Raw genomic sequence first — 14,575 nt, 5'->3', positions numbered from 1 at the left:
GGCTCGCCGCAGCGGTGGCTAGAGCCGGATGCCGGGCGCCGGGAAGCCGCGGCAGAGCTCCGCGACCTCGGCGGCGATGCGCGTGATGCGCGCCTCGTCGTTCACGTTCTGCGCCACCTCATCCATCCACGCCGCGAGGCGCTCCATCTCGGCGACGCCCATCCCGCGCGACGTCACCGCCGGCGTGCCGATGCGGAGCCCCGACGGGTCGAACGGCTTGCGCGGATCGAACGGGATCGAGTTGTAGTTCGCCACGATGCCCGCGCGATCGAGCGCCTGCGCGTACGGCTTGCCCGCGATCCCCTTCGGCGTCATGTCGATCAGCAAGAGGTGGTTGTCGGTCCCGCCGGTGATGAGCCGGAAGCCGCGCGACTCCAGCGCGCGCCCGAGCGCCTGCGCGTTCACCACGATCTGCTTCGCGTAGGCCCGGAACCCTTCCTCCGAGGCCTCCTTCGCCGCGACCGCGATGGCCGCGGTCGTGTGGTTGTGCGGACCGCCCTGGAGGCCGGGGAACACCGCCTTGTCGATCGCGCCCGCGTGCTCCTTCTTGCAGAGGATCATCGCGCCGCGCGGGCCCCGGAAGGTCTTGTGCGTCGTCGACGTCACCACGTCGGCGATGCCCACCGGCGACGGGTGCACCCCCGCGGCCACGAGCCCCGCGATGTGCGCGATGTCCGCCGCCAGGATCGCCCCCACCTCGTCGGCGATCGCCCGGAACGCGGCGAAGTCGAGCGTGCGCGGGTACGCCGTCGTCCCGCACCAGATGAGCTTCGGCCGGTGGGCGCGCGCCAGGTCGCGGACCTGATCCAGGTCGATGCGGTGATCGCTCTCGCGAACCCCGTACGGCACGCTCTTGAAGTACTTCCCGGTGATGCTCACCGACCAGCCGTGGGTCAGGTGCCCGCCCGCGGGCAGGCCGAGGCCCATGATCGTGTCGTTCGCCTGCGCGAACGCGAGGTAGACGGCGAGGTTGGCCGGGCTGCCGGAGTAGGGCTGCACGTTCACGTGGTCGGCCCCGAACAGCTTGGCCACCCGCGTCCGCGCGAGCTCCTCCACCACGTCGATCTGCTGCTGACCCTCGTAATACCGCTTGTGCGGGTACCCCTCGGAGTACTTGTTCGTCAGCACCGAGCCCGTCGCCTCGAGCACCGCCCGAGACACGTAGTTCTCGCTCGCGATGAGCCGGAGCGTGTCCGCTTCCCGCCGCTCTTCCAGGCGGATCAGCTCGGCGATCTCCGGATCGACCTCGTTGAGTGCCCGCAGGCCCTGCACTTCGCTTGTCGCGCTCATACCTCGAACTCCCCGCGTGTGAGGATGTCGGTGACGCGCCACAGGAACGAGTTCGCCAGCACCCCGTCGATGATGCGGTGGTCGTACGACAGCGCGAGGAACATGACCGGATGGATCGCGATCGAGTCCTCCTTGTCCTTCGTGACCACCACGACGCGCTTCTTGATCTCCCCCATCCGGAGGATGCCCACGTTCGGCTGCGAGATGATCGCGCCGCCGAAGAGGTTCCCCTTGAGGCCGGGGTTCGAGACCGTGAAGGTCGTGTTCGCGAGATCGTCGGCCGTGATCTTGCCGGATTTCGCGCGCCCGGCCAGCTCGTCGATGCTCTTCGCGACGCCCCGCAGCGACAGCTCGTCCGCGTGCTTGATGCTCGGGACGATGAGGCCGCCGGGCGTGTCCACCGCCACGCCGAGGTTGACGTCGCGCAGCACCACGTACGAGTTCTCGAGCACTCGAGCGTTGAACTCCGGGTGCTCGCGCAGCGCGCGGACGGCCGCGGCGCAGATGAAGGACAGGAACGTCAGCGACACGCCCGCCCGCTTGAACTCGTCCTTGTGGAGGTCGCGCAGCTTCGACGTCTCGTGCAGGTCGACCTCGGCGACCGTCACCACGTGCGGCGACGTCACCTTGGAATAGACCATGTGGTCGGCGGTGATGCGGCGGCGCCGGCTGAAGGGCACCACCTTGTCGCCGGGCTTCGGCGAGTACGGCGGCACCTTGTACGCGCCGTACCCGACGCCGGGCACCGGCGGCACGAACCCGCCGCTCGCCTGGATGAGCTGCGAGAGCTCCGCCGCCGCGCTCGCCGGCTGGGCCGCCGCGCTCGGCTGAGGCGCCGGCTCGGCCGGCGCGCCGTGCGCCGCGCGCATCACGTCGTCGCGGGTGATCCGGCCGTGATCGCCTGTCCCGTGCACGTCGCGCAGGTCGACGCCCGACTCGCGCGCGAGCTTCTTCGTCGACGGGCTCGTCAGGGGGCGGGCGCTCTCGTCGTGTCCGTTGCTGCCGGGCGCCGGCGCGGCGGGCCGCGCTTCGGACGGCGCCGACGCCGGCGGCGCGCTCGCGCGCTGGGCCGTCGCCTGGGCCTCGCCCTGCGCCGTCTCGTCGATCCGACAGAGCAGACCTTCCTTGGCGACGACGGTGCCCTCGGCCACCGCGATCTGCGCGACACGACCCGCGACGGGCGCCGGGATCTCCGTGTCGGCCTTGTCGGTCGCGACCTCGAGCAGCGGCTGCTCGCGCTTGACGAAATCGCCCTCGCGCACGAGCCACCTCGAGACGGTTCCCTCGACCACGCTCTCACCGAGCTGTGGCATGCGGACTTCGACCATCGCTTCTCGCGCCTCCAACGCGCGCCGCCGTGAGCGCCCGTTTCACCTCTCCGGGCAAGGCGGCAGGGTCGTATACGCCGCCCGCCCTTCGAGGGCAACGACACAGTGTTCGTCCGGTGTGTATCCTTTTTGGGCCCCAGCCGGTACAAGGGCCCCGTGCGTGACGCCGCGCCGGATGCGACCGCAGCCCCCGCCCCCCTGGCCCCCTCGAGCCAGAGCGGGCGCGAGCCCCTCGCCGCCGGGCCGCCGCGCGTCGTGGGGGCGCGGGCGATCCGGGCGGCCTCGCTCGTCGTCATCGCGTTCCTGCTGCTGCAGGTGCTGACCTACGGCTACGGCCGCGATCAGGGCATCTACGCCATGGTCGCGCGTACGGTGCTCGACGGCGGCATGCCGTACCGCGACGCGTTCGACTTCAAGCCGCCCGGCATCTTCCTCATCTACGCGCTCGCCCGCGCCCTCTTCGGCCCCGCGCAGTGGGGCATCCGCGTCCTCGAGGTCCTCGGCCTCGCCGGCATGTGCCTCGCGATGGCGTCGCTCGCCGCCCGCCTCTTCGGCGACCGGCGGATCGGGGTCGTCGCCGCGGCGCTCGCCGTGCTGGTGCACGCCCAGCTCGATTTCTGGCACACGGCGCAGCCCGAGTCGTTCGGCGGCATGCTCACCATCGCCGCGCTGCTCGTGGCCACGCCGCGCGGCCGCGACGGCGCGCCCCGCCCGGCGCCGCGCGGCGCCGCGCTGGTCGTGTCGGGCGCGCTCTTCGGCGCCGCCGGCCTCCTCAAGCCGCCCCTCGCCGGGGGCGGCGTCGTGCTCGCCGTCGCGCTGGCCGCGCCCGCCCTCGCGGAGCTCGCGCGGCGGGGCGCGGAGCGGGCCGCCGTCCAGCGCCGGAGCGACGCCGGTCCGACCGCGCTCCACGGCGAGCCGGCGCGCCCTGCGCCGCCTGCGTCCGGGCCGGTCCGATCGACGGCGGCCGCGCTCCTCTGGGCGGCGCTCCGGCCCGCCTTGCTCATCGCGCTGGGCGGCGTGCTCCCCGTGCTCGCCTGCGCCGCCTGGTTCGCCCTGAGGGGCGCGCTCGGCGATCTGCGGGAGGTCCTCTTCGTCTTCACGCCGCACTACACCGCGCTCGGGTGGCGCGGCGCGAGCGTGCTCGGCATGGCGTGGTACGGCGCCTGCGAGTGGCTCGTCCACTACTCCGGCCCGCTCGCGTTCGGCCTCGCTTGCCTGGTCGCGCTGCACCCCGAACGCCACGAGCGGGCGGGCGTGGCGCTGCTCTCGGGCGTGATCGCCATGCACCTCGTCGGCGTCGTGATGCAGGCGAAGTTCTTCCCCTACCACTACGGCGCGACGTGGCCGCTCACCGCGATGCTCGCCGCGCTCGGCCTCTGGAAGGCGTGGCAGCGGTGCACGCGGTCCGGCGCGAAGGCGGCCGCGGCGGCGCTCCTCGCGGCGCTCGTCGCGACCGCCTTCGCCCGCTCCGCGACGAAGGACGTGGCCGACGACTACATCGAGCGCTGCGCCAAGCGGATCGCCGTGCTCGCCACCGGCGCGAGGGACCAGGCGCGCCTCGATCGCCTCGCGTCGGTCGCCGACGTCAACGCCGCGGCGAACCGGGAGGTCGCCGCGTGGCTGCGCGAGCGCGTCGCGCCGGGGCGCCCCGTGTTCGTGTGGGGCTTCGAGCCGGTGATCTACGATCTCGCCGATCGCCCGCCGGCGACGCGCTACCTCTACAACGTCCCGCAGCGCGCGGCGTGGGCCCGGCAGGAGGCGCGCGACGCGCTGATGCGCGACCTCGCCGCGAGCCCGCCGGCCGCGATCGTGGTCGAGCGCCACGACGTCTTCCCCTCGGTGACCGGCGACGTGATCGACTCGCGCGACACGCTGAACGGGTTCCCCGAGCTCGCGGGGCTCATCGAGCAGCGCTACGAGCTCGCCGTGAGCATCGAGGATTTCGACATCCACCTCGAGCGCTGAGCCCCGGAGCCCAGCGCCAGGCGGCGGCGGCGGCGCGGCGCGCTGCCAGCTGCGCCGCGCCTTCAGGGGCAGGGGAGGGTGTTGGGCCTGCGCGGGGTGGGCGCCGCCGCCCCGAAGCGGCGGCCGTCGCGGAGGCCATCGGCGCAGCGCTGGATCGACTGCGTCTGCGACAGCGCGGAGGTCGCGCCCTCGCTGACCTGGACGCGCCCAGGAGCGCTGGAGATCAGGGCGTTCAAGAGCTGCGCGTCCGGCTCGGCCGCCGGTCCGTAGACGAGCGCGTCGATGAGGCGCGCCGCCGTGGCCGGCGTGGACGTGGGGAACTCCGCGGGCAGCCCCTGGTACAAGGCGACAGCGTCCGGGCCGTTCTGCAGGATGTTGGTCGGGAAGACGAGGGCGGGCGTCGGTTCGACGCCGCTGTTGCCGACGAGCAGGAGCCCGCCCCCGTCCGTCGTGCCGTCGAGCGCGATCGCGCGGTAGGAGCCGTCGGTGGCCCCGTTGAAGAGCACGAGCGTGTAACCGGCGAGGCTCACGTACCGCCAGCCCGTGCTGATCTCGATGAACTCGAGCACGTCAGCGCTGTCCGCCGTGTCGGCGTCGACCTCGTTGATCTGGAGCTGGATCACCGTCACCGGGAACGACGTCCACCGCGCCCCCGGCCGGTTCACGACGATGTCCCCCGGGCCGATCGGCGTCGCGTCCGAGAGCGCGGGGATCGTGATCTGCGTGTCGGAGTCGATCGTGAAGGGCTGCGCCGCGAAGCCCACGGTCACCCCCGTCGCCCCGGTGAAGCCCGAGCCGGTAAGCACGAGCGCGCCGCCGACGGCGATGACCGGATAATCGACGGAGGTCACCCTGGCCGGCGCCCCGCACGCAGGGCAAGAGCTGCCGCCGCAGTCGATGCCGCCCTCGTCGCCGTTGTGCAGGCCGTCCTCGCACGAGGCGACCTGGCAGACGTAGTCGATGCAGACCTCGGTCGGGCAGTCCGAGTCGACGAGGCACTGCACGCAGACCCCGGCTGGGTTGCACAGCCCGCCGTCGGCCAGGGAGCACCAGGTGCCGGCCTCGACCGGGTCGTTGATCGGCGCGCCATCGCGGCAGGAGTCGACCGTGCACGAGCTGTGGTCGTCGCGCAGATCGTCGTCGTCGTCGACCTCCGTGACCGCGCCGTCACCGTCGCAGACGCGCTCGCGACAGTCGCCGGCCATCTGCTCCTTCACGGGCGTCCCCGAGGCCACGGGCACGGTCGTGCATCCACCGTCGATGCACCTCGCGATCGCGCACTCGCTGTCAGGCGCGGGGCAGTCGGCGTCGCCGGTGCACGGGACGCTGCCGCCGCCGCCGCCGCCGCCGGAGCCGTCGATGCCGCCCGCTCCGCCGTCCCCGCCGGCTCCAGCGTCGCCTCCGTTGCCGCCGTTGCCATCGACTCCGCCGGCGCCACCGTCGCTCCCGCCGTTGCCACCCCCGGAGCCACCATCGCCACCGCCGGAGCCACCATCGCCACCGCCGGAGCCACCGCCGCCGTCGCTGCTCCCGCCGCCGCCGTCATTGCCGCCGGAGCCACCGCCGCCGCCCGTTCCTCCCTGTCCGCCGCTCCCTCCCGTGTTCTCATTGATGAGGCCGCGATCGGGCATCGTGGCCATCTGGCAGCCCGCGGTGGCCACCAGCGAAATGCTCAACGCGAGCGCGGATCCGTAACGATTCGATCTCGAAGTCATTGACCACCTGTGTGCAGATTGGCAGGGGCGCTCGGGCTCTCGACGCTTCCCGCGCTGCCCCGCGCGCAGGAGCGAGCGGGAGGGCGCATCCTAGACGCACGGGAGGCCTGAAGAAAGCGCCGCACCGCCGCGCGCCGGTCCGGATCGCGCTGACTTGGCGGGCGCCGCGCTGCGTCTGCTGCGCAGCCGCTGTCCTCGCGCGCTCCCTCGGCCGGGCAGGTGGGGAGCAGCCCGCTGGCATGCTCGTTGATGGGTCTCGAGCGTGGGGTTGCGCTCCGCTGCGAGCGGGGGCGAGCATGGCGCCCCGGTCGCGGCGCGGCGACCGAGGAGCAAAGAGCATGCGGATCGCGATCGTTTCCACCCCGTTCATCCGGGTGCCTCCCTCCGGGTACGGCGGGACCGAGCTCTTCTGTCACGAGCTTGCCGAGGGGCTGTCGGCGCGTGGACACGAGGTCACGCTCTTCGCGACGGGAGATTCGGTGGTCACCTGCCGTCGCCGGTACCTCTACGGGAGCCCGAGCTGGCCTCCGGCGCCGGAGGACGAGGTCAACCACGTCGCCTGGGCCTTCTCGGAGATCGCGCGCGAGGACGGGTTCGACGTGATCCACGTGAACAGCCCGATCGCCGTCCCGTTCACCCGCTTCGTCTGCGTCCCGGTGGTGCACACCCTGCACCACGCGCCCTGCGGCGAGAGCTCGCGCATCTACGCGCGCCACCCGGAGGTCGCGTACGTGGCGATCAGCGCGCGGCAGCGCGCCCTGGAGATCCCGCTGCCGCGCTCGTGCGTCATCCATCACGGCGTCACGCCGGCGCGTTATCCGCCGAGCCTGAGCGACGAGGGCTACCTCGCCCACCTGGGTCGTTACGCCGAGGAGAAGGGGACCCACCTGGCGCTCGACATCGCGAGGGCCGCGGGCTTGCCGATCAAGCTCGCGGGCCGCGCGCACCCCAAGGACCAGATCTATTATCTCCAGGAGGTCGCCCCGCGCCTCCGGGAGAGCGGGATATCGGATCTCGGGGAGATGGGCCACGACCGCAAGGTCGCGCTCCTGCGCGGGGCCCGCGCCGTCCTCTGCCCGCTCCAGTGGGAGGAGCCGTTCGGGCTGATCGCCATCGAGGCCATGCTCTGCGGCACCCCGGTGCTCGGCTTTCGCCGCGGCTCCTTCCCCGAGATCGTCGACGAGGGCGTCACCGGCTACCTGGCGCCGCCGGGCGATCTGTCGCGCCTCGCCGCGCTCGCGGCGGGCCTGGCCCGCTTCGATCGCGCCGCCTGCGCGCGCCGCGCGCGCGAGCGCTTCAGCAGCGCCGTGATGTTGGGCAAATACGAGGAGCTCTACCGGACCGTGACCGGCCCGCGGCGCGCCGAGGGCTCCCGGGCGGCGTAATCGCCGCGCGGGAGGTCGAGGGGCTCAGTTGACCTGCGGTGGGATGGCCACCTGGCACTCGTTGGCTGGCGTCATCCATTTGATGGCGTTCAGCCAGAAGCGCTCGACCTGATACTCGGGATGATCGACCCACTCGCTGTTGTAGGTGATCCACTCGTCGCCCCAGACGAGGACCCGGCCCTCGCCGACCTCCAGCGCCTTCAGCACGTCGTAGCCGTCGCCGGTCGCCAGCGTGGCGCCCTCGCCGACCACCGGGTAGCCGGTGTCCACGCCGACAGCCTCGATCCCGTCGAGCACCGGATGCCCTCCGCTCCACTCCGTGATGGGGACCGTGGCGCCGCCTCGCCTCGGGAGGATCTGCTCTGCGTCGTAGCTGACGCCGAGCGGAGCGAGCAGCGTGTTGACGTTCTCGCGCTCCCGGGTCTGGCCGTACCCGATCAACGTCATGAGGCCGCCGCCCTTCGAGATCCAGTCGCGGAGCGCCTCGACCTCGGCGTCCGAGTACGTGCGCCCGATGTCGCTCACGTCCTGGATGACGATGACCTGGTGCTTCGCGAGCTCCTCCGCGGTGAGCTCGGCGCCGTTCAGGCCGAAGGCACCGTTGATGCTGCGCTCGTTCAACCAGGACTCGAAGACGTCGCCGTCGCCCCACTGGCCCGGCTCGCCCAGCGTGGCGATGCGGAGGCAGTCGCAGATGCCGTCGCCGGCGACGTCGACGTCGTCGACGATGCCATTCCCGTCGTTGTCCAGGCCATCGCAGGTGTCCTCGCTGCTGGGCGCGCCGCTCCCCGAGCTGCTGTTGCCGCTGCCGGCGCCCGTGGCCAGGCTGCCGAAGTCGTCGCCGCCGCTGCTCGCGGCCACGCCGCCGAGGTCGTCTCCGCCGCTGCCCGTGCTGCCCACGCTCCCCGAGCTCCCCGTCGTGCCATTGCTGTTCCCGGCGTTGCTGGGGTCGCCAACGCTGGAGCACGCGGCCGCTTGCAGCGCCGCAGCGATGCACGCGACCCGCAGCAGATGTCCGACCGGAACCCGACCGAAGGACGACAGGCGAGATCTCGAGTTCATGGCTCTCTCCAAGAAGTTAGGCGTTGATGGCGGCGGACCCTGGCGAGCCGCCGAAAGCACCGGAGCGAGGCGTCATGGTGTCTTCCGGGCGGGGTTTTGCGCAACGCGAAATAGCGGTTCTCATGACAAACAGTGGGGTCGACCGTGCGGGCCATGCCTCGTGGTGTGACGTCGCACCGTGAAGCGCTGTAAATTTCAAGCCCGACGCGGTCTTCCTCAGGGTTGCACGAGCTCGACGCCGCTGAACTCGATGGGAAAGGTGATGACGGTCGTCACCCCGCCTTGCGGCGAGGGGAACTGCATCTTCTCGAAGGTATCGGCCACGCAGCGATCGACCTGCTGATTCTTCGCCGTCGACCTCACCACGTCAGCCCTGTTCACCCTGCCGGTCGGACCGATGGTCGCCTTGACGGTCACCTTCCCCGTGAACTTCGGCGAGCTCTTGACGCCGATCTTGTAGCACTCGTCGAACAGCTCGCCGTGCTTCTCCACGACGTCGCGGACCTGCGATTCGGAGATGTTGCCCCCCAGCGTGCCGGTCGCGGTGGCCGCGCCGGGCCTCACGTTGCCGTCCGGTCTCGAGGTGGCCCGCGGCGGGGGCGCCTCGACCGGTGTCGCCGCCGCGGGGGCCTGCGCGTCCGGCGGGGGCGCCGCGGGCTTCGGCTCCGGGGGGGCCGAGGTCGTCGGCTCCGGGGACGCCGAGCCGGTCGGCCCCTCCGACGCGGGCTGCGCCGGCGACTGGGCGGCTGGCGGCGGGGCGCCGCAGCCCGCCGCGAGCGCGAGGATCAGAACCAACCCTGTTCGGCGAGAGCTCATGCCCGAAGGTAAAACCCGAACGCGGGGCCGTGTCCACGGGGATAGCGGCGCTCGCTCAGCGCAGCCGCAGGACCTCGACCTCCGACGCGCCGCCGCGATCCACGCGCTTCGGCGCGCGGCCGCGCTCGCGCGCCGTCATGGACGCCCAGAACACCTCCGTCCCTGGCCGCTTCCGGATCGGCACCGGATCGGCATAGAGGAAGCCCGTCCTCCAGCGCTGCGGCGAGATCGCGGTCGGCGGTCCGACCTCGCGGACGACCGGGTCCGCCATCGTCGTGGACAGCGGGGCGCGCTCGACGACCCGGGAGCGCACCGCGAGCACCACGTCGCTCGCCGCCGGGCCCCCCGCGCGCACGAAGATCGTGAGGAGCGGGCTGGCGCCCTCGTGGAACGTCGTCCCGAGCAGCTCCGTGCCGTCGTCGAACCGCGCCCCGATCGGCGCGAGCGCGGCGCGGATCTCCGCGAAGAGCGCCGCCGCGCGCGCGCCGTCGCCCGCGCCGAGCGCCATGTTGTGCGCGATCCGCTTCTGCTCCAGCGTCTCCGGCGGCGCGGCCGGCGGCTCCGCCGGCTGTCCGAAGTGCGCGCGGAGCTCCCACGTGAGGAACGGATCCGGCACGATCTCCCGCTCGGGCTCGGTGCCCGAGACGAGGTACCAGGCGAGGAGCCCCGGCTCTCGCTCGCGGAACGAGAACGCCTCGATGCCGCTCGCGCCGCTTGCCGAGAGCGTGCGCGCGCCGTCGCCCGCGCCGAGCGCCCAGAACGGGCCCACCGCCGTCACGTCGAAGCGCTGCGCGAGGCTCGCCTGATCCCGGTCGAGCATGAACCGCGTGTCCACGAGGTAGGCGCCGCGCGGCGGCGCTTCCTTCGGCGGGGGTCGGTTGGGCGTCACGACGCGCCCGCCGAGCGCCCAGACCTGGGCCCAGGTGGCCTTCATGCCCTCGTGCATCGCGACGGGCGCGTCGGCCGGCGTCCCTGGCAGCCTCGGCGCGAGCCATCGAAGGAACGCCGTCTTCGCCCCGTCGGAGTCGATGAGGTGCCCCCGCTCGTTGAAGCGCCCGCCCGTCTCGCGCGCATAACGCAGCGCCGGGAGCCCGTCGCGCAGGATGGCGGCGAGCGGCACGAGCCACAGCGCGAGCGCCGCGAGCGCCGGCCCGCCCGACGGCGCGTCGAGCGCCGGCCCGCCCGACGGCGTCGCGACCCGGGCGGCCTGCCGCGCGGCGGCGGCGCGCTCCAGGAGCGCCGCGCCGGTGTCGACGAGGGCGGCGGCGGCGAGGGCGAAGTAGGCCGCGAAGTAGTGAGGCCAGAAGATGTGGATGTCGGCGCCTTGCCGGAAGACGACGTACTGCACCGCCGCGGTCGCGAGGTAGAGCAGCGGCAGCGCGTCGTGCTCGCGCCGGAGCAGGGCGAGCCGCGCCGCGCAGACGATCGCGGCGAGCTTTCCGGCGGCGATGGCGATCGGCGTGAACGAGAGCTCGAGCCAGTACCGCCGGCTCTCGAGCACCTTGCCGAGCGGCTCGGCGTTCCCCGACGAGCGGAGCCCGTAGCTCGTCAGCAGGTCGCCGAGCTTGCCGGCATGCTGGAAGAGGGCCAGGTAGAGCGCGGCCGTCAGCGCGGTGATCGAGGCGGTGAGCACCCACCACGCGGCGTAGCGCCGCTCGGGGAGCGGGCCGAAGACGCGCCTCGGGAGCACGTAGGCCCGGATCGCGCCGAACGCGAGCAGCCCGCCCGTGAGCACGAACGCGGGCCAGTCGGCGTGCATCCCGAGCGCGAGCCCGAGCGCGCTCACCGCGAGGTAGCGGCGCCTGGACGTCTGTAACAGGCGGACGTAGCCGAAGAGCCCGAGCAGCGTCCAGGCCATGACCGGGACCTCGAGCGCGTTGAAGTTCGCGAACGACAGCGTGATCGGCAGGACGACGAACGACGCCGCCGCGGCGGCCCCTGCGGCGGGGCGGTAGACGCTCCGGCCGAGGGCGTAGAGCAGGGGCGGCGTCGCGGCGCTCAGCAGGATGGCGGGCAGGCGGCAGATGACGTCGTGCCGCCCGAAGACCTTCATGAACGCGGCTGTCGTCCAGAAGATCCCCCACGGGTGGTGGCAGTAGTACATCCCGGGCGGCGGCCGGCTCGCTGTGTACTCCCACACGGGCCCGGGGATCTTCCAGCGGAGCATGTTCTCCGCGATGATCCCGACGCTCGCCGACGACGCGTAATGTCCGGCGAGGACGGGTCCGAACATCTCCCACGCCGCCGCGAGCGCGAACCACGCCGTGGCGAGCGCGGTGACGGCGAGCGCCGCGCGGGCCTCGCGGCGGGACGCGGCGGGGAGGCCGCGCAGGTCGGTCGGATGGGGGGCGAGGCGCGGGGGCAGCAACGTGGGCGCAGCCTATCTCGTCGGCGGCGTCGCGCGGGCAGGAGGCGCGCCGAGGAGCGGGCGCCGCGCCGCTGCGGCGCGGGTCGATGCGCGCCCCCCGGTCGGGTAGGATGGGGCATGTCGACCGAGGCGCACAGGCAGGTCCATCGGCGGGCGCACCGTGACGGCAAGGAGCGTGATCCGACGTTCTATCCCGTGGAGAAGAAGATGGGGGAGGACTCCCTTCAGACGTGGATCGTGGAGCTCCTCCGTCCTCTCATCGAGCGCTGGTACGAGGCGCTCGGTCGGCCGAGGTTCGTGGGGGCGGACCAGTTCATCTATTATCGGCAGTTCGACCCTTCCAAGGTCGTGGCCCCGGACGTGTACGTGCTCCCTGGCGTGCCGCCGGGCCGGCGCGTTCGGAGCTGGAAGGTGTGGGAGACGGGCATCGCCCCGAGCTTCGCGCTCGAGGTCGTCTCGTCCGACGAGCCCTACAAGGACTACGTGGACGCGCCCGAGCGCTACCGGGAGCTCGGGGTGAAGGAGCTCGTGATCTTCGATCCCGACTGGGAGCGGGGCCGCGATCGGGTGCGATGGCAGCGCTACCGGAGGCTGAAGACGCGCGGCTTCGTCCGGGTGGAGACGACGAACGTCGACCGGATCCACGCGCGCGTGCTCGGCTGCTGGCTGCGGGTGATCGGCGCGGGCGAGGGGGCGCGCCTCCGGCTGGCCACAGGGCCCGAGGGCGAGGAGCTCTTCCCGACCGCCGCGGAGGCAGAGCGCGCGGCGAAGGAGGCAGAGCGCGCGGCGAAGGAGGCAGAGCGCGCGGCGAAGGAGGCTGCGCTGGAGCGCGTGGCGGCGCTCGAGGCCCAGATCGCGAGCGCCGCGGGGGTGAGGGGCAAGGGATCCGGGGCGCCGTGAGCCTCGCGCGGCCCGCGGCCGTTCAGGCCCGGAGCAGCGTCACCCGCCGGCCCGACGGCGTCCGGGCCTCCTCGATCCGCGTGCGCGCCTCGACGTCCCCCGCGGCGGCGCGGCGGTCGAACAGCACGAGCACGCCCTCGTCGAGGCCGAGCTGGGCGAGGTAGCCGTCGAGCTGCGCGAGCCCCTTCGGCGTGGGATCCTTCTCTCCCTCGCGCCAGACCTTGAGCTCCAGCGCCGCGCGCTGCACGGCGCGTGACCCGTCCGGCGCGCGGTAGGGCCACCGGATCAGGAGGTCGATCCTCCCCCGGCCGAGGCCGTACTCCCGCTCGATCAGCCCGCCGCCGTTCACCACCCGCTGCAGGAAGGCCATCAGCACGAGCTGCGGCGCGACCTCGTGGTAGCCGAGGTTGCCGGAGAGCGCCTCGCCGTGCTCCCTCCAGAAGGCGGCGAACTCCCGGAGCAGGCGCGCGACGTCGAGCAGGCCGTCGGGCAGCACGAAGCTCCTCGGCTCGGCCAGGATGACGGGCTCCACGTCGCCGGCGAGCACGCGGGCGATGACCTCACGGTAGATCGGGTTCGCGATGCGCGCGGGGTTGTCCGGCGCGATGAGCCCGAGATCGCGGGTGTACTGGAGATCGTCCTGGTAGGCGTCGCCGACGATCGCGAGGGTGCCCGAGAGGATCGGCTCGAGCACGCGCCGGACGCGCGGCTCGTGCAGGCGGGCGACGAGCGAGTCGAGGTGGGTGGCGCGCGCCAGGATGAGGCGCTCCTTGGCCGTCTCGACGTGCGCGATGGTGATCGGCTCGCTCGCGGGCACCGCGAGCTTTTCCACGATCTCGCGGGCGAGCGCGTTGACCAGCCACGGCTGCCCGGCCGTGAGCGCAATGGCCTGCCCGACCGCTTCTTCAGCAAAGACCTGGCCGGTGTCGGCCGTGTGTTGGGCGTAGAGCTCGCGCACCTCGTCAGGGTCGAAATCGCCGAGCTTGAGCGACTCGAGCTTGACGTTGAACGGGCTGGCCGTGCCGAGGCGGCTCGGGTCGCCGCCGCTCGCCGCCTTGTACTCGCGCACGTCGCGCAGCCCGCAGAGCACCACGGCGGCGGGAAAGTCGGCGGGGCGATCGGGAAAGCCGGCGCGCAGCTGGCGCAGCACGCTGAGGAGGCTCTGGCCTCGCAGGGCGTCGATCTCGTCGAAGAGCAGCGCCAGCGGCCGCGGGCAGGCGCGGGCCCAGGCGCGCAGCGCGATATCGATGCGGTTGCCCTCCGGGGCGTCGGGGAAGGCAGGCGGATGCAGCGCGGGGGGAAGGGTGAGCTCGGCGCGCGCCCGGAGCGAGCTGAGCAGGATCCGCTCGGCCGCGCCGTAGTCGTCGCCCGCCGCCTCGCCCGCCTCGCAGGAGAAGTGCAGCGCCGCCCAGCGACCGGAGGCGGTGAGCTGATCGGCGAGCGCGCGGAGCGCCGTGGTCTTCCCCGTTTGCCGTGGCGCGTGGACCACGAAATAGGCGCCTTGCTCCACGAGGCCAGGCGCCTCCGGCAGGCGCCGTTCCGCCGGGATCATGTAGTGCAAATCGGGGCGGCAGGGGCCGGCCGTGTTGAAGCGGCGTGCCATGCGCGCAGCTTGCGTCCCGGAGCCGGGTGGCCGCAAGGGCCGCGCGGCGGCGTTGGCCTCGCGGCGCTGGCGTCGTCGAGGTGGAGCCGGCACATCGCGACCTCTCCCAGCGGGCGTCCGAGGCCCCATTGTCGGTTCCAGAT

10 protein-coding genes are annotated in these 14,575 nt (G+C 72.9%); 3 read left to right on the top strand and 7 right to left on the bottom strand.

Annotated elements, in window-relative coordinates:
* Positions 1 to 18: 18 nt before the first annotated feature.
* Together glyA and WME95_RS35680 are read right to left on the bottom strand one after the other, a co-directional pair.
* Positions 19 to 1,290, bottom strand: coding sequence for a serine hydroxymethyltransferase (gene glyA / locus WME95_RS35685; protein ID WP_437903787.1), 1,272 nt, complete (start codon positions 1,288 to 1,290; stop codon positions 19 to 21).
* Positions 1,287 to 2,603, bottom strand: a complete 1,317-nt coding sequence (locus WME95_RS35680; RefSeq protein ID WP_437903786.1) for a dihydrolipoamide acetyltransferase family protein — start codon at positions 2,601 to 2,603, stop codon at positions 1,287 to 1,289. The genes glyA and WME95_RS35680 overlap by 4 nt, the downstream gene beginning before the upstream one ends.
* Positions 2,604 to 2,774: 171 nt before the next feature.
* Between WME95_RS35680 and WME95_RS35675 the strand changes: the two genes are divergently transcribed.
* On the top strand, positions 2,775 to 4,583 hold the full coding sequence (locus tag WME95_RS35675; protein ID WP_437903785.1) for a glycosyltransferase family 39 protein: 1,809 nt from the start codon (positions 2,775 to 2,777) through the stop codon (positions 4,581 to 4,583).
* 62 nt (positions 4,584 to 4,645) lie between these two features.
* On the opposite strand, the gene WME95_RS35670 is transcribed toward WME95_RS35675, so the two are convergent.
* Positions 4,646 to 6,259 carry a hypothetical protein gene (locus WME95_RS35670; protein ID WP_437903784.1) on the bottom strand — a complete coding sequence of 538 codons (1,614 nt, stop codon included), beginning with the start codon at positions 6,257 to 6,259 and terminating at the stop codon, positions 4,646 to 4,648.
* 377 nt (positions 6,260 to 6,636) lie between these two features.
* On the opposite strand from WME95_RS35670, the gene WME95_RS35665 reads away from it, so the two are divergent.
* Positions 6,637 to 7,683, top strand: a complete 1,047-nt coding sequence (locus tag WME95_RS35665) for a glycosyltransferase family 4 protein (protein WP_437903783.1) — start codon at positions 6,637 to 6,639, stop codon at positions 7,681 to 7,683.
* A 24-nt stretch (positions 7,684 to 7,707) separates the two neighbouring features.
* On the opposite strand, the gene WME95_RS35660 is transcribed toward WME95_RS35665, so the two are convergent.
* From WME95_RS35660 to WME95_RS35650, 3 genes are all read right to left on the bottom strand, one after another.
* Positions 7,708 to 8,745 carry a hypothetical protein gene (locus WME95_RS35660; protein ID WP_437903782.1) on the bottom strand — a complete coding sequence of 346 codons (1,038 nt, stop codon included), beginning with the start codon at positions 8,743 to 8,745 and terminating at the stop codon, positions 7,708 to 7,710.
* Between the two features lie 216 nt (positions 8,746 to 8,961).
* Positions 8,962 to 9,561, bottom strand: a complete 600-nt coding sequence (locus tag WME95_RS35655) for a TonB family protein (RefSeq protein ID WP_437544055.1) — start codon at positions 9,559 to 9,561, stop codon at positions 8,962 to 8,964.
* 55 nt (positions 9,562 to 9,616) lie between these two features.
* A complete protein-coding gene (locus WME95_RS35650) occupies positions 9,617 to 11,929 on the bottom strand; it encodes an ArnT family glycosyltransferase (RefSeq protein ID WP_437903781.1) in 2,313 nt (770 codons plus the stop codon).
* A gap of 117 nt (positions 11,930 to 12,046) precedes the next feature.
* Between WME95_RS35650 and WME95_RS35645 the strand changes: the two genes are divergently transcribed.
* On the top strand, positions 12,047 to 12,829 hold the full coding sequence (locus WME95_RS35645) for a Uma2 family endonuclease (RefSeq protein WP_437903780.1): 783 nt from the start codon (positions 12,047 to 12,049) through the stop codon (positions 12,827 to 12,829).
* Positions 12,830 to 12,851: 22 nt separating this feature from the next.
* Here the strand turns inward: WME95_RS35645 and WME95_RS35640 are convergent, their stop codons facing one another.
* Complete coding sequence (locus tag WME95_RS35640; RefSeq protein WP_437903779.1) at positions 12,852 to 14,432, bottom strand: ATP-binding protein; 1,581 nt, start codon at positions 14,430 to 14,432, stop codon at positions 12,852 to 12,854.
* Positions 14,433 to 14,575: the final 143 nt, after the last annotated feature.

The sequence above is a fragment of the Sorangium sp. So ce327 genome (assembly GCF_051530205.1).
Taxonomy (GTDB): domain Bacteria; phylum Myxococcota_A; class Polyangia; order Polyangiales; family Polyangiaceae; genus Sorangium; species Sorangium cellulosum_B.
Note: the sequence above shows the minus strand (reverse complement) of the source record. Positions and strands in the feature narration are given on the sequence as shown.

Excerpts from the sequence above, each read along its gene's own strand:
- glyA (WP_437903787.1), bottom strand. The coding sequence starts at position 1,290 with ATGAGCGCGACAAGCGAAGTGCAGGGCCTGCGGGCACTCAACGAGGTC.
- WME95_RS35680 (WP_437903786.1), bottom strand. The coding sequence starts at position 2,603 with ATGCCACAGCTCGGTGAGAGCGTGGTCGAGGGAACCGTCTCGAGGTGG.
- WME95_RS35665 (WP_437903783.1), top strand. The coding sequence starts at position 6,637 with ATGCGGATCGCGATCGTTTCCACCCCGTTCATCCGGGTGCCTCCCTCC.
- WME95_RS35660 (WP_437903782.1), bottom strand. The coding sequence starts at position 8,745 with ATGAACTCGAGATCTCGCCTGTCGTCCTTCGGTCGGGTTCCGGTCGGA.
- WME95_RS35655 (WP_437544055.1), bottom strand. The coding sequence starts at position 9,561 with ATGAGCTCTCGCCGAACAGGGTTGGTTCTGATCCTCGCGCTCGCGGCG.
- WME95_RS35645 (WP_437903780.1), top strand. The coding sequence starts at position 12,047 with ATGTCGACCGAGGCGCACAGGCAGGTCCATCGGCGGGCGCACCGTGAC.
- WME95_RS35640 (WP_437903779.1), bottom strand. The coding sequence starts at position 14,432 with ATGGCACGCCGCTTCAACACGGCCGGCCCCTGCCGCCCCGATTTGCAC.